This window comes from Sphingomonas sp. UYEF23 (assembly GCF_040546165.1).
Taxonomy (GTDB): domain Bacteria; phylum Pseudomonadota; class Alphaproteobacteria; order Sphingomonadales; family Sphingomonadaceae; genus Sphingomonas; species Sphingomonas glacialis.
Genome location: NZ_JBEPNG010000001.1, coordinates 515,597 through 538,046, shown reverse-complemented (window position 1 = coordinate 538,046; position 22,450 = coordinate 515,597). Strand labels below are relative to the sequence as shown.

The following is a 22,450-nucleotide window of genomic DNA, read 5'->3' as shown; positions in this document are numbered from 1 at the left end:
TCCATGTGTGGCATCGTTGGCATCCTGAGTACCGAAGACGTCGCCGATCGTCTGCTCGACGGTCTGAAGCGGCTCGAATATCGCGGCTATGATTCGGCCGGCATCGCCACCGATTTCGATGGCGCGATCGAGCGCCGCCGCGCGTCGGGCAAGCTGATCAACCTCGCCAACGAACTCGCCGCGCATCCGCTGCCCGGCAAGACCGGCATCGCGCACACGCGCTGGGCGACGCATGGCGGCCCGACCACCAACAACGCCCATCCGCATGCGACCGGCGAAGTCGCGGTCGTCCACAACGGCATCATCGAGAATTTCAAGCCGCTGCGTGACGAACTCATCGCCCGCGGCCGGACCTTCACCAGCGAGACCGACACCGAAGTCGTCGCGCATCTCATCAGCGAGAAGGTCGAGGCTGGCCTCGCGCCCGAGGACGCCGTCCGCGAAATTCTGCCGCGCCTCCACGGCGCGTTCGCACTCGCGATCCTGTTCCGCCAGCATCCCGATCTGCTGATCGGCGCCCGGCTCGGCTCGCCGCTGGTTGTGGGATACGGCGAGGGCGAAATGTATCTCGGCTCCGACGCGCTCGCGCTCGCGCCGCTGACGCAGCGGATCACCTATCTCGACGAAGGCGACTGGGTCGTCCTCACGCGTGAGGGCGCGCAGGTCTATGACCGTGCCAATACGCCGGTCGAACGCGCGATCACGATCTCGGGCGTCACCGGCGACCTCGTGTCGAAGGGCAACCACAAGCATTACATGCTCAAGGAAATCTACGAGCAGCCGATCGTCGTCGCGCAGACGCTGCGCTCGTACCTGCAGCGGATGGAAGAGCGCGTCACGCTGCCGATCCCCGAATTCGACCTGTCGACGATCAAGCGCGTCACGATCGTCGCCTGCGGCACCAGCTTCTACGCCGGCATGGTCGCCAAATATTGGTTCGAGCAGTTCGCGCGCGTGCCGGTCGACCTCGATGTTGCCAGCGAATTCCGCTACCGCGCGCCGGTGATGGAGGAGGGGGGGCTGGCGCTCTTCATCAGCCAGTCGGGCGAAACCGCCGATACGCTCGCCGCGCTGCGCCACGCGCGCGCCGAGGGGCAGATCATCGCGGTCGTCGTCAACGTGCCGACGAGCTCGATGGCGCGCGAAGCCGATCTGCTGCTGCCGACGCATGCCGGCCCCGAGATCGGCGTCGCCTCGACCAAGGCCTTCACCTGCCAGCTCGCGGTGCTCGCAGCCCTCGCCGCCAACCTCGCGCGCGCCAAGGGCAAATTGAGCGCCGCCGAGGAGAAGATGATCGTCAAGCATCTCGCCGAAGCCCCCGCCGCGCTCAACGGCGCGCTCGCCTATGACGAGGCGATCGAGGCGATGGCGCACCACATCGCGGGCGCGCGCGACGTGCTCTATCTCGGCCGCGGCACCGATTATCCGCTCGCGCTCGAGGGCGCGCTGAAGCTCAAGGAAATCAGCTACATCCACGCCGAAGGCTATGCCGCCGGCGAGATGAAGCACGGGCCGATCGCCTTGATCGACGAGAACGTCCCCGTCATCGTCATCGCGCCCTCGGGCCCGTTGTTCGACAAGACCGTCAGCAACATGCAGGAAGTCCAGGCGCGCGGCGGCAAGGTCGTTTTGATCTCGGATTACGACGGTATCCAGGCGGCGGGCGACGGCTGCATGGCGACGATCACGATGCCAAAGGTCCACCCGCTGATCGCGCCGCTGGTCTATGCGGTGCCGGTGCAGCTGCTCGCGTACCATGTCGCGGTCATCAAGGGCACCGATGTCGACCAACCGCGCAACCTCGCCAAGTCGGTGACGGTAGAATGAGCGCGCCCCTGATCGCCGGCGTCGAGCTGGGTGGAACCAAGGTCATTTGCGTCCTGGCAAGCGGACCCAACGATGTGCGCGAGCGCGTCCAGATCCCGACCACCACGCCCGACGAAACGCTCGGCGCGGTCGAGGACGTGCTGCGGCGCTGGTCGGGCTATGACGCGCTCGGCGTCGCGAGCTTCGGCCCGGTGTCGCTCGACCGGAGCGACGCCAATTACGGTTTCATCACCGCGACCACCAAGCCGGGCTGGTCCGATACCGATGTCGGGCTGCGGCTCGCGAAGATTGCGGGCGTGCCGTTCGGCTTCGACAGCGACGTCAACGGCGCCGCGCTTGGCGAAGGGCGCTGGGGTGCGGCGCATGATGTCGAAGACCATGCCTATATCACGGTGGGGACGGGCGTCGGCGTCGGGCTCGTGCTGCACGGCGCCCCCGTCGCGGGGATGACGCATGCCGAGCTTGGCCATATCCGCCCGGTGCGGATGACGGGCGACGCCTGGCGCGGAAGCTGCGCCTTTCATGGCGATTGCGTCGAAGGGCTGGTGTCGGGAACCGCGATCCGCGCGCGCACCGGAACGGCCGCGCAGGATCTGGCGGCGAACGACCCCGCGTGGGAAACCGTCGCGCATACCCTTGCGCAGCTCTGTCACATGGTGGTGCTGACCGGCATCCCGCGGCGGATCGTGATGGGCGGTGGCGTGATGGTCGGCGTGCCGCAGCTGCTGCCCGAAATTCGCGCTCGCTTGGTCGCGAGTCTCGGCGGGTATGTCGCAGCGCCCGGGCTGATGCCGATCGACCGCTTCGTCGTTCCGGCCGAGCTGGGCGGAATGGCGGGGCCGCTCGGCGCGGTCCAGCTCGGGGTCCTGGCACTCGAACGCGACTGAGTTTTGGCATTGTCGTTTACGACGCATTAACCGCCTTGGCATACGAGTTCGCAACGGGCTTTGATGCCCACTATCTTACGGGCGGGTGTGGGTATGCGAATTCTGATCGTCGATGACGAACCGGCCATGCACGACAGCTACCGGCGCAGTTTCGCGCCGGCGGCCGTCGACACCGGCGCGCTCGAGGCGATGGCTGCCGAACTGTTCGGCAAAGACGACGACGCTGCCGATCCCGCGCCCGATACCACCATCGACTTCACGTTGACGCACGCGATGCAGGGGCTCGACGGCGTTGCGGCGGTCGAGGCCGCATTGGCGTGCGACGAACCCTATGCCGTCGCCTTCATCGACGTGCGCATGCCGCCCGGCATCGACGGCAAGGAAACCGCGACGCGGATCCGCAAGCTCGATCCCAACATCAATCTCGTCATCGTCACTGGCTATTCCGATTTCTCGCCGATCGAGATCGCCAAGGCGGCCGGCCCCGCCGACAAGATCTTCTACATCGCCAAGCCGTTCGAAGTCGCCGAGGTCACGCAGATGGCAAGCGCGCTCGCGCACCGCTGGCGCGGCGACCGCGAACTCGCCGAAGCCCGCGAGACGCTCGCCGCGCAAGTCGTCCAGCTCCAGGAGCAAGGCCATGAGCTCGCCGCGAACGAAAGCCGCGCGATCCACATGGCGAACCACGATTCGCTGACCGAGGCGCCCAACCGGCTCGCCTTCCGCCGCGCGCTGACCGACCGCGCACAGCTTTCGGGACAATTCGCGGTGGCGATGGTCGATCTCGATCGCTTCAAGCTCGTCAACGACACGCTCGGCCATCTCGCCGGCGACGAACTGATCCGCACGATCTGCGACATCCTGCAGACCTCGATTCCCGCAGGCGGCCTCGTCGCGCGGCTCGGCGGCGACGAATTCGGGCTGCTGTTCGACACGCCCGGCGCCGAGGCGGCCGAAATGGAATGCCAGCGCATCCTGAAAGCCTGCACCGGGACCTTCAAGGTGCTCGGCAATTCGGTCCAGGGCGGCGCGTCGTTCGGCCTGATCGTCACCGAGCCCGGCGAGACGCGCGACCCGACCGACTTGATGCGCCGCGCCGATCTCGCGCTCAACGACGCGAAACGCGAAGGCCGCGGCGTCGTGCGGCTGTTCGACGAGGGCATGGACGAGAACATCCGCCTGCGCCGCGCGATCGAGGGAGGCCTGTCGCAAGCGATCGCCAAGGGCGAGCTGAGCCTCGTCTACCAGCCGATCGTCGCGCGCGAGGAGCTCGAGGTCATCGGCTTCGAGGCGCTGCTGCGCTGGAACACCAACGAGCATGGCCCGATCAGCCCGGCGGTGTTCATCCCGATCGCCGAAGAAACCAACCTCATCCACGAACTCGGCGACTGGGTGCTGGGCGAATCGCTGAAAGTGCTCGCCGAATGGCCGAGCCAATACGTCTCGGTCAACTTCTCGCCGCGTCAGTTCCGCCGTCACAATTTCGTGGCAAGGCTCGTCGAGACCGTCCAGCGCGCCGGGATCGACCCGCGCCGCGTCCAGATCGAGATCACCGAGACCGCGATTTTCGACGATGCCGATCGCGCCGCCGACACGCTCTACAAATTGCGCCAGATGGGCTTCCGCATCGCGCTCGACGATTTCGGTACGGGCTATTCGAGCCTCTACAACATCCGCAAGTTCGCGCTCGATTGCCTCAAGATCGACCGCAGCTTCATCGACGGCATGGGGCGCGAGCGCGAGAGCGCGGCGATCGTCCATTCGATCATCCATCTCGGCCATGCGCTCGGGCTCGGCGTGATCGCCGAAGGCGTCGAGACCGAGGCGCAGTTGCAGGCGCTGCGTGTCGCCGGCTGCAGCCACATGCAGGGCTATTTCTTCTCGCGGCCCGTCGTGCAGGACCGCGCGCGCGAAATCGCCCAGGCGCGCTACATGCTCGATCCCGCGGCGGACGACGCGGTCGAACCGGGTAACGGAACGCACGGCTGATGCCCGCGCCCCCGCCGCCGTCCCCGCGCACCGCGCGCGGCCGGATCGAGGCGCTGCGCGAGCCGAGTTCGCTCGGTGCCAAGCTCGTCGTGATCCTGATGGGGATCGGCCTGATCGGTTCGGTCGCGCTGACGGCGTTGCTCGCCGCCTTGATCGTGCCGAGCTTCAACCAGCTCGAGGACAAGTCGGTCGCCGCGCATATCGAACGGACGCGCGCCGCGCTCGGCGATTTCGCGACCAAGGTCGAGGGCGCGGTGCGCGACTATGGCGACTGGACCGCCAGCTACGATTATATGGTCCACCCGACGCCCGAGTTCGAGAAGGAGAGCTTCTCGACGCTCGCGATGGTCAATCTCAACGTCGATGGCATGGCCTATGTCGGCAAGGACGGCCGGATCGTCATCGCGCGCTGGCGAACGCCGCCGGGTCGCAGCGAATTCGTCGCCGCGCTTGGCCAGACAGATTTCAAGCGCGTGCTCGGACAGAAGAACTCGGGGCATTATTACCTGCGGCTCGGCAACGAGCTCGTCGCGGTCGGGGTCGCCGAAGTGCGGCGCAGCGACGGCACCGGCGATCCGCGCGGCTATGTGCTGATGGCGCAGCGGATCACTTCGAAGACGCTGTCCGACGTGCTTCAGCTGCCCGCGACGATCGACCTCGCCAACCGCCCCGATACCGATGCGATCGTCTCGGCGCGCTCGACGCTGCGGATCGCGGTGCCGATCCGTGGCGCCGACGGCCACGCCGTCGCCAGCGCGGCGTTCAGCGTGACGCGCGATCTCTCGCTGCTTGGCCAGCGCATGTTGCTGCTCGCGGTCGCGGGGTCGACGCTGTTGCTGCTGCTCGTGCTCGCGATGCTGCGGCGGATGATTTCGATGCTCGTGCTGCGCCCGCTTGCGCGCGTCGAAAGCCATATGCAGATGGTGCGCACCTCGGGCTCGCTCGGGCTGCTGCCCGATGAGCCGCGCAAGGACGAAATCGGATCTTTGCGTAACAGTTTCAACGCGATGCTCGAGCAATTGAAGGATCTGCGCGAACAGGTCGAAGTGCAGAGCTTCGCGCTCGGCAAGAGCGAGAGCGCGGTCGCGGTGATGCACAACGTCCGCAACGCGCTCAACCCTATCAGCACGATCCTGAGCAAGGGGATCGCGCAAACACCGCCCGTCGAGCGCAGCATGCTGGACCGCGCGATCGCCGAGCTCGCCAAGGACGATCTGCCCGCGGCGCGGCGCGCCAAACTGCTCGCCTTCGTCGCGGCGGCGATCGAGGCCGAAGCCAAGGATCGCGCCGACCGTTACGGCGAACTGCAAATCGGCCGCGAAGCGATGAGCCATGTGCTCGAGATCATCGGTGCCCAGCAAAGCGCGGCGCACGAGCGGCCCGAGGTGGCGCCGTGCGACGTGACCGAGATCCTCGCCAAGAATGCGACGATCGCGCGCTATTCGGGCAGCGTGTCGATCGCGTTCAGCTTCCCCGCGCAAGCGTGTTACGTGATGGCGAGCCGGATCATCCTGAGCCAGGTGATCGGCAATCTCTTCTCCAACGCCGCCGACGCGATCGCTGCGACCGGCACCGACAGCGGATCGATCACCGTCACGATCACCGAGGCCGACGGCCGCGCCGTCATCGCGATCCGCGACGATGGCGAGGGGTTCGCCGCCGAGAACACCCCAACGCTGTTCCAGCGCGGCTTCTCGACCCGTCGCCACAAATCGGGCGGGCTGGGGCTGCACTGGTGCGCCAATTCGATGGCGGCGATGCACGGCTCGCTGCGGCTCGAGAGCGAAGGCGTCGGGAAGGGGGCCTATGCCCTGCTGACGCTCGACCTCGCGCCCACGATCGAACAAACGCTCGCGGCGTGACGCGCGCTTAGAATGCGGGGGCGGGGGCGCCCGCCGCGATCGTCGGCGCGTCGAACAGGATCCGCTGGTTGTTGGCAAAGGTGAAGGTCAGCGTGACGACGCGCCCCGGCTTGATCCCCGGGTTCATGTCGAACAGCATCAGATGCTTGCCACCCGGCGCGAACGCGACGGTCGCGCCGGCGGGGATCGGCACATCGCCGAGCGGCTTCATCGACGCCATGCCGCCCGACTGCATCGATTGGTGCAATTCGTTCTTGATCGACACTTCGCTGCTCACCGCGATCAGCGCAGTATCGGCGGTGCCGCCATGGATCGTGAAATAGGCGACCGCCGGCAGGCGCGGCGCCGCGCCGAGGCGGATATAGCCCTTCTCGACCGAGAGCTTGGGCGGCCCACTGCCGCACGCGCCCAGGGCCAGGGCAGCGATCAAAACCAGACGATTGCGCAAACGACGAACTCCCGCTTTGGGAACAACTTGTCGCGCCATACGTGCGGTGAAATCTTGCGACAAGCGAAAGCCCCCCTATATCGCCGGAGTGAAGTGTCGCGCTGCTTATTCTAAGGGCGCGATGGAATGGCAATTTTTCTAGCGATGGGGGCCCCAGAGGACCAATGGCAAAAGTAATCGGAATCGATCTCGGCACGACCAACAGCTGCGTCTCGGTGATGGAGGGCGGCAAGCCGAAGGTGATCGAGAATGCAGAAGGCGCGCGCACCACGCCGTCGATCGTCGCGTTCGCCAAGGATGGCGAGCGGCTGGTCGGCCAGCCGGCCAAGCGCCAGGCAGTGACCAACCCTGAGAACACGATCTTCGCGGTGAAGCGCCTGATCGGCCGTCGTTTCGACGATCCGATCACCAAGAAGGACACCGAGCTGGTCCCGTACAACATCGTGCGCGGCAACAATGGCGACGCCTGGGTCGGCGCCGGCGGCAAGGAATATTCGCCGTCGCAGATCTCGGCGTTCACGCTGCAGAAGATGAAGGAAACCGCCGAGGCGTATCTCGGCGAGACGGTCACGCAGGCGGTCATCACCGTGCCGGCCTATTTCAACGACGCGCAGCGCCAGGCGACCAAGGACGCCGGGCAGATCGCCGGTCTCGAGGTGCTCCGCATCATCAACGAGCCGACGGCCGCGGCACTTGCGTATGGTCTCGACAAGGACACCAACAAGACGATCGCGGTCTATGACCTCGGCGGCGGCACCTTCGATATCTCGATCCTCGAGATCGGCGATGGCGTGTTCGAAGTGAAGGCGACCAACGGCGACACCTTCCTCGGCGGCGAGGATTTCGACAACAAGCTGCTCAACTTCCTGTCGGAAGACTTCAAGAAGGCCGAGGGCATCGACCTCACCAAGGACAAGCTGGCGCTCCAGCGTTTGAAGGAAGCGGCCGAGAAGGCGAAGATCGAGCTCTCGTCGGCAGCGACGACCGAGGTCAACCTGCCCTTCATCACCGCCGACCAGAACGGCCCGAAGCATCTCGTCAAGGCGATCACGCGCTCGGATCTCGAGCGTCTCGTCGAGGACTTGATCCAGCGCACGCTCGAGCCGTGCAAGAAGGCGATGAAGGACGCCGGCATCCAGACCAGCGACATCTCGGAAGTCGTCCTCGTCGGCGGCATGACGCGCATGCCCAAGGTCCGTCAGGTCGTGAAGGACTTCTTCGGCAAGGAGCCGCATTCGGGCGTCAACCCCGATGAGGTCGTGGCGATGGGCGCGGCGATCCAGGCCGGCGTGCTGCAGGGCGACGTCAAGGACGTGCTGCTGCTCGACGTGACCCCGCTGTCGCTCGGCATCGAGACGCTGGGTGGCGTGTTCACCCGCATGATCGATCGCAACACGACGATCCCGACCAAGAAGTCGCAGACCTATTCGACTGCGGACGACAACCAGCAGGCTGTCACCATCCGCGTGTTCCAGGGCGAGCGCGAAATGGCGGCCGACAACAAGATGCTCGGCCAGTTCGATCTGGTCGGTATCCCGTCGGCGCCGCGCGGCGTGCCGCAGATCGAAGTCACTTTCGACATCGACGCCAACGGCCTCGTCAACGTGTCGGCCAAGGACAAGGGCACCGGCAAGGAGCAGCAGATCCGCATCCAGGCCTCGGGTGGCCTGTCGGATCGCGACATCGAGCAGATGGTCCGCGATGCCGAGCAGTTCGCCGAGGACGACAAGCAGCGCCGTGCAGCGGCCGAGGCGAAGAACAACGCCGAATCGCTGATCCACACGACCGAGCGTCAGCTTGCCGACAATGCCGACAAGGTCGATGGCGCGCTGAAGGGCGAGATCGAAGCGGCGATCGCCGAGACCAAGACCGCGGTCGAAGGTGGTGATCCCGAAGCGATGAAGACCAAGTCGGAGGCGCTCGCGCAGGTCGCGATGAAGCTCGGCCAGGCGATCTACGAGAAGCAGGCGCAGGCCGATGCCCAAGGTTCTTCGGGGCCCGCCGCAGACGCCGAAGCGCCCAAGGAAGACGTGGTCGACGCGGAATTCTCCGAGGTCGACGACCACAAAGCGTAAACTGGAATGAGCCCAGCCCGTCATTCCCGCGCACGCGGGAATCCCGCTTCTTCTGCCGGCCTTTGCGGTTCGGTGGAGAGGCGGGACCCCCGCTTTCGCGGGGGTGACGGCGGAGAGGCGGGGGCTGAAACGTGACCACCGATATCGATTTCTACGAACTGCTAGAATGCGAGCGGACTGCCGACGACGGCACGCTCAAATCCTCCTACCGCCGGCTCGCGATGCGCTATCACCCCGACAAGAATCCGGGCTGTGGCGACTCCGAAGAACGCTTCAAGGCGATCAGCGAGGCGTATGACTGCCTCAAGGACCCGCAGAAGCGCGCGGCGTACGATCGCTACGGCCACGCTGCGTTCAAGCAGCAGGGCGGCGGCGGTGGCGGCGCGCAGGATTTCAGCGGCTTCTCCGATATTTTCGAGAACATCTTCGGCGAATTCATGGGCGGCCAGCGCGGCGGATCGCGCGGACCGCAGCGCGGCGCGGACTTGCGCTACGACATGGAGATCACGCTCGAGGAAGCCTTTCACGGCAAGGCGAGCGACATCACGATCGATGTTTCGGGCGTGTGCGACGTGTGCGACGGTTCGGGCGCGACCAAGGGTACCGCCGCCAAGACCTGCCAGACCTGCAAGGGCCACGGCAAGGTCCGCGCGCAGCAGGGCTTCTTCGTCGTCGAGCGGACGTGCCCGACGTGCCACGGCGCCGGCCAGACGATCGCCGATCCGTGCGGCAATTGCCACGGCGAGGGCCGCGTCGAGAAGACCAAGACGCGCACCGTCAACATCCCGCCCGGCGTCGACGAGGGCACGCGCGTTCGCTTGACCGGCGAGGGCGAGGCGGGCTTGCGCGGGGCGCCGGCGGGGGATCTCTACATCTTCCTCCACGTGGCGCGGCATCCGCTGTTCGAGCGTGAAGGCACGACGCTGTTCGCGCGCACGCCGATCAGCTTCACCACCGCCGCGCTCGGTGGCGAAGTCCATATCGCCGGCCCCGACGGCGTCGATCACCAGATCAAGATCCCGGCGGGCACGCAGAGCGGGCGTGAGCTACGTCAGCGCGGCGCGGGCATGCCCGTGTTGCAAGGGCGCGGTCGTGGCGATCTCGTCATCCAGATCGAGGTCGAGACGCCGACGCACCTTACCTCGCGCCAGCGCGAGCTGCTCGAGGAATTCCGCGCGACCGAGACGGGCAAGGAATGCCCGCAGACGAGCGGCTTCTTCAAGAAGATGAAGAGCGCCTGGGGCTGAGCAATTTCCAGCCCCTCCCCGTCAGGGGAGGGGCTGCCATGCTGCGTGCGTTGGCCCGAATTTTCTTGAAACCTGCTCTCGACCCCACGGCCCTGGCCGCCCCGTCAAAAGAAGGGGCGGGTGGGCCGATGGGTCAGAGGATGAGAACCTCGACCACCAGCGCGACGCCTGCAACAGCGAACAGGCCGCCGGCAAGGCTTTGAAGAATGCGCATGGTAGGTGTCTCCGATACCGGGCTCGTCCCGGCGAGGAGGCATGTGGAGATTGTTGCTTATCCGCGCAATTTTATTACGAGCATTCGCAGGTGCAGCATTTGCACGTTGAACTGTGCAAAATCATCGATGAAGGGCTTCGGGCGGACGCGGAGCGCTCCGTCTTAGGCGGTTTCGAACGGGCCCTGTCCTACAAGGGCCGATTCGGGTATACCGAGCCGGCTCTTTGAAATCGTCGGGTTCACGCGTCGCATAAGTGCAGAAACGGAAACGATCGCCCCCGAACATCGCGCGTCCGGGGGTCAATCGAGTCAAGCTACCTGCGAGTCCGTCGCAATCAGGCCTGTCCGAACACGCGCGCGAAGATCGTGTCGACGTGCTTCAGATGATAGCCGAGGTCGAACTTGTCCTCGATCTCGGCGACCGACAGCGCCGCGGTGACCTCGGGATCGGCCTTGAGCAGCTCCATCAGCGACAGCGCGCCGTCCGAATCCCACACCTTCATCGCGTTGCGCTGCACCAGCCGATACGAATCCTCGCGGCTGACGCCCGCTTGGGTGAGCGCGAGCAGCACGCGCTGCGAATGGACGAGGCCGCCCATCTTGTTGAGGTTCTTCTCCATCCGCGCGGGATAGACGACGAGCTTGTCCATCACGCCGGTCAGCCGCTGCAGCGCGAAGTCGAGCGTGATCGTCGCGTCGGGGCCGATGTATCGCTCGACCGACGAGTGCGAGATGTCGCGCTCATGCCACAGTGCGACATTCTCGAGCGCGGGGGTGACATAGCCGCGCACCATGCGGGCGAGGCCGGTGAGGTTCTCGGTCAGCACCGGATTGCGCTTGTGCGGCATCGCCGACGAGCCCTTCTGGCCGGGCGAGAAGAACTCCTCCGCCTCGAGCACTTCGGTGCGCTGCAGATGGCGGACTTCGGTGGCGAGCCGCTCGATCGACGAAGCGATCACGCCGAGCGTCGCGAAGAACATCGCGTGGCGATCGCGCGGGATGACCTGGGTCGAGACGGGCTCGACGGTGAGGCCGAGCTTCTTGGCAACATGGGCTTCGACGACGGGGTCGATATTGGCGAAGGTGCCGACCGCGCCCGAGATCGCGCAGGTTGCGATATCCGCGCGCGCCGCCACCAGCCGCGCGCGATTGCGGGCGAATTCGGCGTAAGCCTGCGCCATCTTGAGCCCGAAGGTGACGGGCTCGGCATGGATACCGTGGCTGCGGCCGATCGTCGGGGTCATCTTGTGCTCGCGTGCGCGGCGTTCGAGCACGACGAGCAAAGCGTCGAGATCGGCGATCAGCAGGTCGCTGGCCTGCGCCAGCTGGACCGCGAGCGCGGTGTCGAGCACGTCCGAGCTCGTCATCCCCTGATGCATGAAGCGCGCCTGGTCGCCGACATTGTCCGCGACCCAAGTGAGGAAGGCGATCACGTCATGCTTGGTCACCGCCTCGATCGCGTCGATCGCGGCGACGTCGATCACCGGGTTGGTGTTCCACCACGCCCACAGCGCGGCAGCGGCTTCCTTCGGCACCACACCGAGCTCGGCGAGCGCGTCGGTCGCATGCGCTTCGATCTCGAACCAGATCCGGAAGCGATTCTCCGGGGTCCAGATCGCGGTCATGTCGGGGCGGGAATAGCGGGGGACCATGGGAATTCCTCGATGAGCTTGAGATCGGGCGGGCACGGAATCGCCGCGATCGACGATGAGCCGCGCGTTAGCAGGGACCAGCCGCCCCTTCAAACGGGCAAGCACGGAGCGTCGCGCGGTCCGGTGCGTTGGGGAACCGACGCGATCGATTCGCACAGGAGATACCGATGGTGAGATTTACCCTGCTCGCGAGCGCCATCGCGCTTGCCAGCCCCGCTCTCGCGCAGGACGCGCCGCCAGCGACATCGCCCGCACCGCAATCCGCGCCGACCACGGTCGATCAAGCTGGGCCCCCGCAGAGCAGCGCGGCGCGCGACGCCGCGATCCCGGCATCGATCGTCGCACCCGAAGCCGAGGCTGCAGCAAAGCCCGCAGCGGCGGGCACGCCGGCGGCCGACATCATCAACGCCGAGTTTGGCAGCTACGACAAGGACGGCGACGGCGTCCTCAATGCAGCCGAGTTCGGCGCGTGGATGGTCGCGCTCAAGAAAGTGAGCGACCCGACGACCGATTCGGCTTCGCCGGCAATGAACACCTATCTCGCCCAGGCCTTTGCGCAGGCCGATGCCGACAAGAGTAAGACGGTCTCGAAGGCCGAATTGACGGCATTCCTCTCGCAGCAAGGGTGACGCTCAGAGCAGCCCCATCGCGCGCAAGCTCGAATGCCCGTTCGCCCCGATGATGATGTGGTCGTGGAGCGTTATGTTGAGCCGCCGCCCCGCCTCGGCGACTTTCCGGGTGACGTCGATGTCGGCGCGGCTCGGGCTCGGGTCGCCGCTCGGGTGGTTGTGCACCAGGATGATCGCCGATGAGCCGAGATCGATCGCGCGCCGGATCACCTCGCGCACATAGACCGCGGCTTCGTCGATCGACCCGTCGCTCATCACTTCGTCGCGGATCAGCATGTTGCGCGTGTTGAGCCACAGTTCACGCATTTTTCAGAAAAAAAGCGTCTTATAACAACGGCGTAAGAGCATTGCTGCCAAAATGGAGGGTGGTTGGAGCATGCTGACAGGCCGAAAAGGGGGCTGATCGTCTGATTCTGGTGGATAGCTGCCGTTGACATGAGCGTCGTGATCGCATCACTAAATGAGCATGTTCGAGGCCAATCCGTCGTCCCGCGCCGATTTGAAATCTGGAACGCTTTATGCTGTCTCTGGTGAATCGCAGTGGATTTATTATGGGCAAGTCACCCCGAACAAGCGCGTCGGCTTCTTTCGTCGCCGTGACCGTAACGTTGCCTTGTCCGCTGACATTCTCAGTGCACCCTTGATGGCCGTCATAGGTGTTGGGTATCCATCAATCACGCGCGCGCTCCGCTCGGGAGCTTGGTCTCATCTCGGAAGATTTGAACTGGTTAGCGCCCTTAAAGAGCCGTGGCCGATGGTTCAGTGGCCCGTAGGAACACTGGTCGTAGGCGTGTCAGACGGTGACGCGGAATACGATACTCGGGTAGAAGACCCAGCCATTCAAGACATGGAAATTATAGCAAGCTGGGACGCCGAGAAGCACATCGCCGCAAGACTCACCGCTGACTTTGGGAAGGAGGAAGCCCCTTGGCATATTGGGGGGCCGGTGTGGCGGGAGCGTCGCGTCAAAGAGGAATACGCTCGCCGGTTCCCGGACGCGGCTTGGCATCAACTGGCACCTGATTGGGTTCAGACCAACGTCTCCTAATGGTCGATTTCCGCCTGTCCGCTTTTCCGCCCGGAAGGGGACATGCTCTATATCACGCGTGCGAGGGTAGGGGAGATACAACCGAATTGCACTTGTTGAGCCACATCACGCAGAAAAAGTGGTATGAATGTCTGAAAGTGGGTGGGGAGCTGCCGTTGACTAATTCGGACCGTTGCATCTGATTTGGTCAACGCGATCAACCGACGGGTCATAAACCGCGTTGATGATTCCGCAGCCACCGTCGCTGGCGTCGGGCATCAATCGAAGATCAATCCATCGTCGCTCACCAGCTTTTTCCGTCGAAGGCATATTAACGTATGCGGTCAAGAAGATCGCGATCTTGCCGTCTTGTCGGCGCGCATAATACCGTGCGTATTCACGGAGCGGATGGGCGTTCGGAGGCATCACAATCCTACGATCAATAGCGTCCATCAAGGCGATATGCCCCCCGTCGGGCGATTGCGAACAAGCCGACGCCATGAATAGCAAAACCAAGGGTAAGAGTTTCATCGCCCAGCCATTTTCGCATTCAGCCTATGCCTGTAACTGTTGGGAAGCGGACGTAGCCAATTATGGCTTCGCCCGCCCGACAACTGGCAGCTTCGAGCAGTTTTCCTTGCTCGTCCCATCAAACATCGTGTCTGAAATCGACGCACCAATCCAAGTGTTCGCCATCATGTCCGGGCTGGATAATGGATCGCCCCGCCCTGACACGCGCGTGACCCTCGCAATGTCGCGGGCGACCGACGAAGATGATCGCACGATGACCGCTTCAAATCGATTGACCACCGTGCCCTGACGGTCAAGGCCACTGAGGCGGCGAAAGCATACGCCGGTCGTATCGATCGTCTTCGCGAGCGAAGCCGACCCGACGGTCGAACAGGCAGCAATCAGGAAAATGGTCTTGCGCATTTGAGCGACCATAACCCCACACGCAATGTCCGCTAGTGGGCGATTTCTGCCAGTCCGCTTTTTCGCCCGAGAGCCGACTTACTCTATATCGGGCGGCGTGCGAGGGTAGTGCGCTTACAACCAATTTGCACTTGTTGAGATGGAGCACGCGCACGCGCTCGGTGCCGCGATGCGCCATGTCGGCGTGGAGATAGTCGATCAGCGCCTGCCAGCTCGCCAGCACCGGCTGCGCCTTGGCCTCGACCTGCAGCAAGCGCAGCGCCGCCGCCTGGACGATCTTGATCGCAGCGGCGGTAGTCTCGCCCATCCCGGGGACGCGCATCGGCGCGGCGGCATCGGCGCTGAACACGCCGCCGAATCCCCCGAACTCGGCGATCAGCGCCTTGGCCAGCGGTTTGGTATCGCGCCGCGGGACCGCCAGCATGAGTAAATATTCGACCAGTTCGTAATCGAGCAGCCCGTCGCCGCCTTGCTCGATCAGCCGCTGTCGCAGCCGCGCGCGGTGTCCAGCGTGGTCGGGGAGGGGCGCGTTCATCGTACCATTGGATAATCCTCGCGCGCCGCCCGCGCAACGCCGCAGCAGGACCGGGGTGGCCACAAGAGTTGACACTCTCAAGACAGCTTCCTAAACGGCGCGGGAAGCGGGGGCGTCGGTCTCCAACTCTCCGCATATCATCGTCGCGGTGCTGCACGCACGGCGGCGTTTTTCTATCAGGATACACGCCGCTTGGCCGAGAACCGCCCTAACGACGATCTGGACGCCCGCATTGCTTCGGCAAAGGCGGCTGGTCAGGCGCGTGGGTCGGGGCCCTTGCCGCAGGCAAAGGGCTATGGCCAGGGATCGAAGGTCCTTGCGCTGTTGCTCGGCGCCTTGTTCGGCGGCGGGATCATGGGCTGGGCGCTTGATCAGTGGCTCGGCACGTCGCCTTGGGCGCTGTTGATCGTGCTTACACTTGCGATCATCGGGGCGTTCCTCAACATCATGAAGATTTCGAAGGAGCGCGCAGAGTGAGCGCCGGCAAAATCGATCCGATGGAACAGTTCATGGTGGAGCCCGTCCTGGGCCGCCATCTGAACCTGTTCGGCTATGACGTATCCTTCACCAACTCGGCGCTGTTCATGGTCGTCGTGTTCGTGCTGCTCGCGGTGTTCATCTCGGGCGGCCTCAAGCGCCAACTCGTGCCCGGCCGCTGGCAGGTTGCCGCCGAGGACGCGGTGAGCTTCATCGACAACATGGTGTCGGTGAACATCGGCAGCGGCGGCAAGAAGTTCGCGCCGTACATCTTCTCGCTCTTCTACTTCATCCTGTTCGCCAATCTGATCGGCGTGATGCCGCTGGCGATCCTGCCGGGGCTCCACACCTTCGCGGTGACGAGCCACATCACCGTGACGGCGATCCTCGCCTTCCTGTCGTTCGCGATCGTGCTCGCGGTCGGCTTCTGGAAGCATGGCCTCAAGTTCTTCACGCTGTTCGTGCCGCACGGTGCGCCAGCGTGGCTGATGCCGGTGATCATCCCGGTCGAGTTCGTCTCGTTCATGGTGCGTCCGTTCTCGCTGGCACTGCGACTGTTCGTCGCGATGACCGCGGGGCACATCCTGCTCGAAGTGTTCGGAAGCTTCGTCGTCCAGGGCTTCACCGCCGGCGGCGGTCTCGGCTCGGTGGTTGGCGTGCTCAGCTTCATCATGATCGTCGGCGTCAGCGCGCTCGAGCTGCTGGTGTGCGCGATCCAGGCCTATGTGTTTGCCCTGCTAACGTCGCTGTACCTGCACGACGCAGTGCATCTGCACTAGAATTTCCATAACCCAATCTACGTATTCCTAGGGAGCTTATCATGACTGATCTTGGTGCAATGTACATCGGTGCCGGCCTGGCAGCGATCGGTGTCGGTCTCGCCGCACTCGGCGTGGGCAACGTGTTCGGCTCGTTCCTCGAAGGCGCACTCCGTAACCCGGGTGCAGCAGACGGCCAGCAGGGCCGCCTGTTCATCGGCTTCGCAGCATCGGAGCTGCTCGGCCTGATCGCGTTCGTCGTCGCGATCCTCATCCTCTTCGTCGTCAAGAACTAAGGACGAAACCCCAATGCCGCAGCTATCCCAAATCGGCGAGATCTACGCGTCGCAGCTGTTCTGGCTCGCGATCGTCTTCGCGCTGATCTATTTCGGGATCGGCAAGGCGATGGTCCCCAAGATCGAGGCGACGATCGAAGATCGTAACGGCCGGATCGCGGGTGACCTCGCCGCGGCGGAGGCGGCGCGGGCGACCGCGCTGGCGTCCGAGCGCGATTATCAGGCGGGGCTCGAAGCAGCCCGGTCGCAAGCGATGATCGCGGTCGGCGAAGCCAAGGCGCGGGCGACCGCCAGCACCGAGGCCAAACTCAAGACGAGCGACGAAGGTCTGGCCGCGCAATTGCACGCCGCCACCGGACGGATCGAATCCTCCAAGACCGAGGCGCTCGCCGAAATCGAGACCGCGACGACCGACGCGGTCGAACAGATCGTCGCCAAGCTTTCGGGCGTGGCGGTCGATCGTGCGACGATCGAAACGCAAGTGAAGGCGGAATTGGCGCATGGCTGAGTCCTCGACAGTCAAGACCGTGGCGCAGACCGGCGTCGCCGAACTGCACCACGAACCGTCGGTCTTCGGGATCACCGCTCCGGGCTTCGTCGCTTTGTCGATGTTGGTCGTGATCGGCCTGATGATCTGGAAGAAGGTCCCGAAGATGATCGCGGGCGCGCTCGATTCGCGCATCGCGACGATCCGGACGCAGCTCGACGAAGCCTCACAGCTGCGTGCCGAAGCCGAGGCGCAGCTTGCCGAAGCCAAGGCCCGCAATGCGGCAAGCGCCGGCGATGCTGCCGCGATCGTGGCGCATGCGCAGGCCGAAGCAGCAGCGATGCTCGCCAAGGCCGAGGCCGATCTTGCCGATTTGGTCGCGCGTCGTCAGACGATGGCTGAAGACAAGATCGCCGCCGCCGAGCGTGGCGCTATCGCGGAAGTGAGGGCGCTTGCGGCTGAAGCTGCGACTCGCGCCGCGGCGACGATCCTGGCCGAGCGTCACGGCGTCGATGCCGACAAGGCGCTGGTCGATCGTACGATCGCTGGGCTTGGACGTCTGAACTAAAGGCGTCCGGCGCTCACATGCGGGGCAATTCCGCAGCGTTTCACTTGATCCAGTCCATTTCGTTTCGCCACTGGCCGGGGTAAACCTCGGTCAGCGGCGATTCGCGCCGCTTTCGCTTTCGAAAGAGGCTCTCCCATGACGTCTGTCCTTCTGCCCGTGCTCGTCGCTTTGACCGCGGCGCCGCTCGCTGCCCAGACCGCACCTGCGCCCGCCGTAACCACAACCTCGACGACCACTACTGCCTCCACCGCCAAATTCACGCTCGAAACCCCGATCGAGACGATCGCTGCCGATCCCAAGGGCAAGGCGGTGCTCGACACCGACCTCCAGAACATCACCGCGCACCCGATGTACGACCAGTTCAAGTCGATGTCGCTCGCGCAGGTTCAGCCGATGTCGCAGGGCGCGTTGACCGACGCTGCGCTCGCCAAGGTCAAGATCGACCTCGAAGCGATCAAATAAGTGCGTGCGGTGGCGGTGCCGGTGCACCGCCACCATCGCATCAGATGATACGGCCATTCGCTCGGAGCAACGCCGGTACATCGGCCCACTCGGGCGCCGCTTCGCTTTCATAGCCATGGACCGCACCCGTGCCGATGCTGCGCGACGCGCGCATGGCGTCCCGATGTGCACCGGCAGCCAGATAGGCACACATCGCCCTACGATCCTGCCAAAGCGACATCGTATGGTGCGTCCCGGCGATCGTCCGCGCCGCGACCGACAGATTGCCCGGCGCGCGCTGCGCCTGCTGCATCGAACGGATGGCGTGCCACCAGAAGCGCGGCACCTGGAACAGGCTTTTCGGCTTCAGGCCGGTGATCGAAACATACATTGCGGGTCTTCTCCATCGCGGGCGCGCGCGCGGTGTGCGCGTGGATGCGCATAACCGTGGCATCCGCCGCGCGGACTCCCTAGATCAATCGCATGTCCTCGCCCAATGCGCCTGATCGTTTCAACGAAGAGAAATCCACCTTTGCCGTCCGCGGCGCCGGCGAGACGCCCGATCTCGCAGCGGGCGTCGCCGCGATTCGCAACGTGCTCGCCACGCTCCCGATCCGTCCCGGCGTCTATCGCATGCAGGATGCGCGCGGCGACGTGCTGTATGTCGGCAAGGCCAAGGCGCTCAAGAACCGTGTGACCAACTATACGCAAGTCGATCGCCTGTCGAAGCGGCTGCAGCGGATGGTCGCGCAGACGCGTTCGATGACGATCGTCACGACCAACAACGAGGCCGAGGCGCTGCTGCTCGAGGCGCAGCTGATCAAGCGCTATCGTCCGCCGTACAACGTGCTGCTGCGCGACGACAAAAGCTTCCCGTTCATCCTGCTGCGCGCCGACCACGAATTCCCGCGGATCCAGAAGCATCGCGGTGCGCGGCGCGCGAAGGGCAATTATTACGGGCCGTTCGCCAGTGCAGGATCGGTCAACAATACGCTCAACGCGCTGCAAAAGCTGTTCCTGCTCCGCTCGTGCACCGACAGCTTCTTTCGGAACCGCGACCGGCCGTGCCTGCTCTACCAGATCAAGCGCTGCTCGGCGCCGTGTGTCGGGCGGATCGACGAGGCGGGCTATGCCGATCTGGTGAACGACGCGAAGGCGTTCCTCGGCGGCAAGTCGACCCAAGTGCAGGCCAAGCTCGGCGGGCAGATGGAAACCGCCGCCGCGGCAATGGATTTCGAGCTCGCCGCGATACTGCGCGATCGGCTCCGTGCACTGACCTTTATCCAGGGCAGCCAGGCGATCAACGCCGAGGGCCTTGGGGACGCCGACATCTTCGCGATGGCGAACAAGAACGGCGTGATCGGGATCCAGGCATTCTTCATCCGCGGCGGGCAGAATTGGGGGCACCGCAGCTTCTTCCCGCAGCACACCGCCGATGTGCCCGAGGACGAGATCCTCACCGGCTTCCTCGCGCAATTTTACGAGGAAGTGCCGCCGCCCAAGACGATCTTCCTTGATCGTGAACTCGAGGAAGGCGAATTGCTCGGCGAGGCGCTTGGGGCAGGGGTGGGCTTTAAGGTCTCACTATCGATGCCCCAGCGCGGCACGCGACGGCGGCTGCTCGATCAGGCCAAGCGCAATGCCGAGGAAGCGCTCGACCGCCGCCTCGCCGAGAGCACGACGCAGGCCAAGCTGCTGCGCGAGGTGGCCGAACTGTTCGATCTGGCCGAACCGCCAGACCGGATCGAAGTCTACGACAACAGCCACATCCAGGGGACCAACGCGGTCGGCGCGATGGTCGTCGCGGGGCCCGAGGGCTTCCGCAAGGGGCAGTATCGCAAGTTCAACATCAAGAACCCCGACACGATCCCCGGCGATGACTTCGGCATGATGCGCGAGGTGTTTCAACGCCGCTTCGCGCGCGCGCAAAGCGAAGATCCCGATCGCGATGCCGGCGATTGGCCCGATCTCGTATTGATCGATGGCGGGCGTGGCCAGCTCAACGCTGCCAAGGCGGTGCTCGAGGAAATGGGGATCGAGGACGTATGTCTGGTCGGCGTCGCCAAGGGGCCGCTGCACGGCCGCGACGGACGCGAGGTGTTCCACTTGCTCGACGGGCGCGAGTTCCAGTTGCCCGTCAACGCGCCGGTGCTGTTCTACCTCCAGCGGCTGCGCGACGAGGTCCACCGCTTCGTGATCGGTGCGCATCGCGACAAGCGCTCAAAGGCGATCGGTGCATCGCCGCTCGACGATGTCCCGGGAATCGGTCCGGCGCGCAAGAAGGCGCTGTTGATGCATTTCGGTACCGCCCGCGCGGTGCGCGGCGCGAGCCTGGCGGATTTGCAGAAGGCACCGGGCGTGAGTGCCGCGGTCGCGCAGCAACTCTACGATTTCTTCCACGCACGTTGAAAGGCGGCGGCGCGGTCTATTCGACCGCGCCGCCGCCTTATGATTTTCGGATCAAGCTTCGGCGGTGGGAGCGAGCGAAAGATCTTCGCTCGCGGCGGTCTCGGAAGGGGCGGGATGGCTGACGAGGCGGATGAAGCCGACGACAAGCAGCATGGCAGGAACGATGTTGAAATACGCCGGGGCACTGATGATGTGCAGCGCTGATACCAAGACAAGCGCCGCGACCACGGCAAACGACCCCATTCGGTCCATCATCACTCTCCATCTTTTATAATTGTCATCAAGCTGCAACGCCGTGCGGTAGGCGTCAATCGGAAAGTTCAAGGCGCGAGACCTGGAGTATTCCGCAGCGATGGCGGCGCGCTATCGCTTTGTCTTTGCTCGCTCTCTCATCCATGCTGCGCCGCAGCAATAAAAAGTCATCGTTCGCTAACACGCGAGTTGCGGCCCCTTCCCAGCTCGGTGGCGTTGGAAAGAGGAGTTCCGTCATGCACACGTCGCAATCCCCGAAGCGCTCGAAGATGACCCCGACGGCGCGCGCTTCGCTGTCCTTGTTAGGGTTCGGTCTGGCACTGCTCGCGTTCCTGATTGCAATCGACCGCCCGCAATGGTTCGTTCTGCGTCCGGCGTCGGGCACCGCTGCTGCATTGGCAAAGGCGTCGGTCAAACCGGTCGATATGCACGAGACCGCACGGGTTGGTGCGGCGGCCGCGGACATCGCGCCGTAATGGCTTGGATTTGCCGCAGGCACCATTCGGCCCTATCGCGCAGCAGCGCCCTTGAGAGCCCCGAGAACCGATGATCGTTACCAACACCCCCGGCTATCGCCACATCCTCCGCGAGATCTGGCGGCCTGCTGCCTTGCTGTTCGTCTGGGATGTGATCGTAACGGTCACCTATTACGTTGTGCCGTTCACCGCGCCATCGCTCCCGCTGACGCTATTCGGCACGGCGCTCGCGCTGTTCCTCGGGTTCCGCAGCAATTCGGCCTATCAGCGCTGGTGGGAAGGGCGCGTGCTGTGGGGGCAGATGATCAACGCCAGCCGCAGCCTCGCACGCCAGGCGCGCAACTATCTGCCTGACGAAGCGAAGGACCTGAAGCGCACGATCGTCTTGCGCCAGATCGCCTATGTCAACGCGCTGCGCTGCCAGTTGCGGCGGCAGGCGCCCGACGGCGAGGTGTTGCGCTTCCTGTCGCGCGGCGAGGCCGATTTCGCGCTGGGACGCGTCAACGTCGCCAACGGCATCGTCGACGGCACCGGCCGCCGGATCAACGGGGCGTGCGCGCAGGGCTGGATCGACACGATCCAGCAGGCATCGATGGAAAGCATCCTCGTCGACATCGCCAACGCGCAGGGCGGGATGGAGCGGCTCAAGAACATGCCGTTGCCGAGCCAGTACCGCTTCTTCCCGACGATCTTCACGCATCTGCTGTGCATCCTGCTGCCGATCGGGCTGGTCGATACGCTCGGTTTCGCGACCCCGCTCGGGTCGAGCATCGCCGGGCTGATGTTCCTCGTAGTGCTCGCGATCGGCGACGATCTGGTCGATCCGTTCGCCAACACCGTCCACGACGTGCCGCTGACGGCGATGTGCCGTACGATCGAGATCGATCTGCTTCAGGCGATCGGCGATCAGGCGCCACAGCCGCTGCGGCCCGATGCGCGCGGCGTGCTGTGGTAAGCGAGG

23 protein-coding genes and 1 pseudogene are annotated in these 22,450 nt (G+C 64.7%); 18 read left to right on the top strand and 6 right to left on the bottom strand.

What is annotated here, in order from left to right; genetic code table 11:
- Positions 1–3: 3 nt before the first annotated feature.
- From glmS to ABIB28_RS02525, 4 genes are all read left to right on the top strand, one after another.
- Complete coding sequence (gene glmS, locus ABIB28_RS02540; protein ID WP_354286129.1) at positions 4–1,827, top strand: glutamine--fructose-6-phosphate transaminase (isomerizing); 1,824 nt, start codon at positions 4–6, stop codon at positions 1,825–1,827.
- Complete coding sequence (locus tag ABIB28_RS02535) at positions 1,824–2,714, top strand: ROK family protein (RefSeq protein WP_133188865.1); 891 nt, start codon at positions 1,824–1,826, stop codon at positions 2,712–2,714. The genes glmS and ABIB28_RS02535 overlap by 4 nt, the downstream gene beginning before the upstream one ends.
- A gap of 93 nt (positions 2,715–2,807) precedes the next feature.
- A complete protein-coding gene (locus ABIB28_RS02530) occupies positions 2,808–4,703 on the top strand; it encodes an EAL domain-containing protein (RefSeq protein WP_354286126.1) in 1,896 nt (631 codons plus the stop codon).
- Positions 4,703–6,565, top strand: a complete 1,863-nt coding sequence (locus tag ABIB28_RS02525) for an ATP-binding protein (RefSeq protein ID WP_354286124.1) — start codon at positions 4,703–4,705, stop codon at positions 6,563–6,565. Before ABIB28_RS02530 ends, ABIB28_RS02525 begins: the two co-directional genes overlap by 1 nt.
- Before the next feature lie 7 nt (positions 6,566–6,572).
- On the opposite strand, the gene ABIB28_RS02520 is transcribed toward ABIB28_RS02525, so the two are convergent.
- Positions 6,573–6,995, bottom strand: a complete 423-nt coding sequence (locus ABIB28_RS02520) for a copper chaperone PCu(A)C (RefSeq protein ID WP_354286122.1) — start codon at positions 6,993–6,995, stop codon at positions 6,573–6,575.
- Positions 6,996–7,177: 182 nt separating this feature from the next.
- Between ABIB28_RS02520 and dnaK the strand changes: the two genes are divergently transcribed.
- Together dnaK and dnaJ are read left to right on the top strand one after the other, a co-directional pair.
- Positions 7,178–9,088, top strand: coding sequence for a molecular chaperone DnaK (gene dnaK, locus ABIB28_RS02515; protein WP_354286120.1), 1,911 nt, complete (start codon positions 7,178–7,180; stop codon positions 9,086–9,088).
- 131 nt (positions 9,089–9,219) lie between these two features.
- Positions 9,220–10,335, top strand: a complete 1,116-nt coding sequence (gene dnaJ / locus ABIB28_RS02510) for a molecular chaperone DnaJ (RefSeq protein ID WP_354286118.1) — start codon at positions 9,220–9,222, stop codon at positions 10,333–10,335.
- A gap of 549 nt (positions 10,336–10,884) precedes the next feature.
- Here the strand turns inward: dnaJ and purB are convergent.
- Positions 10,885–12,201, bottom strand: coding sequence for an adenylosuccinate lyase (gene purB / locus ABIB28_RS02505; RefSeq protein WP_354286116.1), 1,317 nt, complete (start codon positions 12,199–12,201; stop codon positions 10,885–10,887).
- 167 nt (positions 12,202–12,368) lie between these two features.
- Between purB and ABIB28_RS02500 the strand changes: the two genes are divergently transcribed.
- Positions 12,369–12,830, top strand: a complete 462-nt coding sequence (locus ABIB28_RS02500; RefSeq protein ID WP_354286114.1) for an EF-hand domain-containing protein — start codon at positions 12,369–12,371, stop codon at positions 12,828–12,830.
- A 3-nt stretch (positions 12,831–12,833) separates the two neighbouring features.
- Here the strand turns inward: ABIB28_RS02500 and ABIB28_RS02495 are convergent.
- Positions 12,834–13,139 (bottom strand): annotated as a pseudogene (locus ABIB28_RS02495) (JAB domain-containing protein); the annotation flags it as partial.
- Between the two features lie 157 nt (positions 13,140–13,296).
- Between ABIB28_RS02495 and ABIB28_RS02490 the strand changes: the two are divergent.
- Entirely contained in the window at positions 13,297–13,878 is a 582-nt protein-coding gene (locus ABIB28_RS02490) for a hypothetical protein (protein ID WP_354286113.1), read from the top strand.
- A 478-nt stretch (positions 13,879–14,356) separates the two neighbouring features.
- On the top strand, positions 14,357–14,677 hold the full coding sequence (locus tag ABIB28_RS02485) for a hypothetical protein (protein WP_354286111.1): 321 nt from the start codon (positions 14,357–14,359) through the stop codon (positions 14,675–14,677).
- A 3-nt stretch (positions 14,678–14,680) separates the two neighbouring features.
- On the opposite strand, the gene ABIB28_RS02480 is transcribed toward ABIB28_RS02485, so the two are convergent.
- A complete protein-coding gene (locus ABIB28_RS02480) occupies positions 14,681–15,325 on the bottom strand; it encodes a JAB domain-containing protein (protein WP_354286109.1) in 645 nt (214 codons plus the stop codon).
- Positions 15,326–15,517: 192 nt separating this feature from the next.
- Between ABIB28_RS02480 and ABIB28_RS02475 the strand changes: the two genes are divergently transcribed.
- From ABIB28_RS02475 to ABIB28_RS02450, 6 genes are all read left to right on the top strand, one after another.
- Positions 15,518–15,802: an AtpZ/AtpI family protein gene (locus ABIB28_RS02475; RefSeq protein WP_133188849.1), complete on the top strand. Its 285-nt coding sequence runs from the start codon at positions 15,518–15,520 to the stop codon at positions 15,800–15,802.
- Entirely contained in the window at positions 15,799–16,581 is a 783-nt protein-coding gene (locus tag ABIB28_RS02470) for a F0F1 ATP synthase subunit A (protein ID WP_354286107.1), read from the top strand. Before ABIB28_RS02475 ends, ABIB28_RS02470 begins: the two co-directional genes overlap by 4 nt.
- A gap of 59 nt (positions 16,582–16,640) precedes the next feature.
- The gene (locus ABIB28_RS02465) at positions 16,641–16,856 is read left to right on the top strand and encodes a F0F1 ATP synthase subunit C (protein ID WP_133191986.1); all 216 of its coding nucleotides are present in this window, start codon (positions 16,641–16,643) and stop codon (positions 16,854–16,856) included.
- Between the two features lie 13 nt (positions 16,857–16,869).
- On the top strand, positions 16,870–17,364 hold the full coding sequence (locus ABIB28_RS02460) for a F0F1 ATP synthase subunit B family protein (protein WP_133188845.1): 495 nt from the start codon (positions 16,870–16,872) through the stop codon (positions 17,362–17,364).
- Positions 17,357–17,911 carry a F0F1 ATP synthase subunit B family protein gene (locus ABIB28_RS02455; protein ID WP_133188843.1) on the top strand — a complete coding sequence of 185 codons (555 nt, stop codon included), beginning with the start codon at positions 17,357–17,359 and terminating at the stop codon, positions 17,909–17,911. The genes ABIB28_RS02460 and ABIB28_RS02455 overlap by 8 nt, the downstream gene beginning before the upstream one ends.
- A 135-nt stretch (positions 17,912–18,046) precedes the next feature.
- Complete coding sequence (locus ABIB28_RS02450; RefSeq protein ID WP_133188841.1) at positions 18,047–18,373, top strand: hypothetical protein; 327 nt, start codon at positions 18,047–18,049, stop codon at positions 18,371–18,373.
- A 40-nt stretch (positions 18,374–18,413) separates the two neighbouring features.
- Here ABIB28_RS02450 and ABIB28_RS02445 read toward each other — a convergent pair whose 3' ends face one another.
- Complete coding sequence (locus ABIB28_RS02445; RefSeq protein ID WP_354286104.1) at positions 18,414–18,743, bottom strand: hypothetical protein; 330 nt, start codon at positions 18,741–18,743, stop codon at positions 18,414–18,416.
- Between the two features lie 92 nt (positions 18,744–18,835).
- On the opposite strand from ABIB28_RS02445, the gene uvrC reads away from it, so the two are divergent.
- A complete protein-coding gene (uvrC, locus tag ABIB28_RS02440; protein ID WP_189674963.1) occupies positions 18,836–20,761 on the top strand; it encodes an excinuclease ABC subunit UvrC in 1,926 nt (641 codons plus the stop codon).
- Positions 20,762–20,812: 51 nt separating this feature from the next.
- Here the strand turns inward: uvrC and ABIB28_RS02435 are convergent, their stop codons facing one another.
- Positions 20,813–21,085 (bottom strand): hypothetical protein, encoded by a 273-nt coding sequence (locus tag ABIB28_RS02435; RefSeq protein ID WP_229839188.1) that lies wholly within the window; start codon positions 21,083–21,085, stop codon positions 20,813–20,815.
- 164 nt (positions 21,086–21,249) lie between these two features.
- Between ABIB28_RS02435 and ABIB28_RS02430 the strand changes: the two genes are divergently transcribed.
- Both ABIB28_RS02430 and ABIB28_RS02425 read left to right on the top strand, forming a co-directional pair.
- Positions 21,250–21,489 (top strand): hypothetical protein, encoded by a 240-nt coding sequence (locus ABIB28_RS02430; protein ID WP_354286101.1) that lies wholly within the window; start codon positions 21,250–21,252, stop codon positions 21,487–21,489.
- Positions 21,490–21,559: 70 nt separating this feature from the next.
- Positions 21,560–22,444, top strand: a complete 885-nt coding sequence (locus ABIB28_RS02425; protein WP_354286099.1) for a bestrophin family protein — start codon at positions 21,560–21,562, stop codon at positions 22,442–22,444.
- Positions 22,445–22,450 lie beyond the last annotated feature (6 nt).

Coding starts and splice junctions, on each gene's coding strand:
- ABIB28_RS02500 (WP_354286114.1), top strand. CDS start 12,369: ATGGTGAGATTTACCCTGCTCGCGAGCGCCATCGCGCTTGCCAGCCCC.
- ABIB28_RS02490 (WP_354286113.1), top strand. CDS start 13,297: ATGTTCGAGGCCAATCCGTCGTCCCGCGCCGATTTGAAATCTGGAACG.
- glmS (WP_354286129.1), top strand. CDS start 4: ATGTGTGGCATCGTTGGCATCCTGAGTACCGAAGACGTCGCCGATCGT.
- ABIB28_RS02430 (WP_354286101.1), top strand. CDS start 21,250: ATGCACACGTCGCAATCCCCGAAGCGCTCGAAGATGACCCCGACGGCG.
- ABIB28_RS02480 (WP_354286109.1), bottom strand. CDS start 15,325: ATGAACGCGCCCCTCCCCGACCACGCTGGACACCGCGCGCGGCTGCGA.
- ABIB28_RS02445 (WP_354286104.1), bottom strand. CDS start 18,743: ATGTATGTTTCGATCACCGGCCTGAAGCCGAAAAGCCTGTTCCAGGTG.
- ABIB28_RS02530 (WP_354286126.1), top strand. CDS start 2,808: ATGCGAATTCTGATCGTCGATGACGAACCGGCCATGCACGACAGCTAC.
- ABIB28_RS02535 (WP_133188865.1), top strand. CDS start 1,824: ATGAGCGCGCCCCTGATCGCCGGCGTCGAGCTGGGTGGAACCAAGGTC.
- ABIB28_RS02425 (WP_354286099.1), top strand. CDS start 21,560: ATGATCGTTACCAACACCCCCGGCTATCGCCACATCCTCCGCGAGATC.
- ABIB28_RS02485 (WP_354286111.1), top strand. CDS start 14,357: ATGAATAGCAAAACCAAGGGTAAGAGTTTCATCGCCCAGCCATTTTCG.
- ABIB28_RS02450 (WP_133188841.1), top strand. CDS start 18,047: ATGACGTCTGTCCTTCTGCCCGTGCTCGTCGCTTTGACCGCGGCGCCG.
- uvrC (WP_189674963.1), top strand. CDS start 18,836: ATGTCCTCGCCCAATGCGCCTGATCGTTTCAACGAAGAGAAATCCACC.
- ABIB28_RS02525 (WP_354286124.1), top strand. CDS start 4,703: ATGCCCGCGCCCCCGCCGCCGTCCCCGCGCACCGCGCGCGGCCGGATC.
- ABIB28_RS02460 (WP_133188845.1), top strand. CDS start 16,870: ATGCCGCAGCTATCCCAAATCGGCGAGATCTACGCGTCGCAGCTGTTC.
- ABIB28_RS02465 (WP_133191986.1), top strand. CDS start 16,641: ATGTACATCGGTGCCGGCCTGGCAGCGATCGGTGTCGGTCTCGCCGCA.
- ABIB28_RS02455 (WP_133188843.1), top strand. CDS start 17,357: ATGGCTGAGTCCTCGACAGTCAAGACCGTGGCGCAGACCGGCGTCGCC.
- purB (WP_354286116.1), bottom strand. CDS start 12,201: ATGGTCCCCCGCTATTCCCGCCCCGACATGACCGCGATCTGGACCCCG.
- dnaK (WP_354286120.1), top strand. CDS start 7,178: ATGGCAAAAGTAATCGGAATCGATCTCGGCACGACCAACAGCTGCGTC.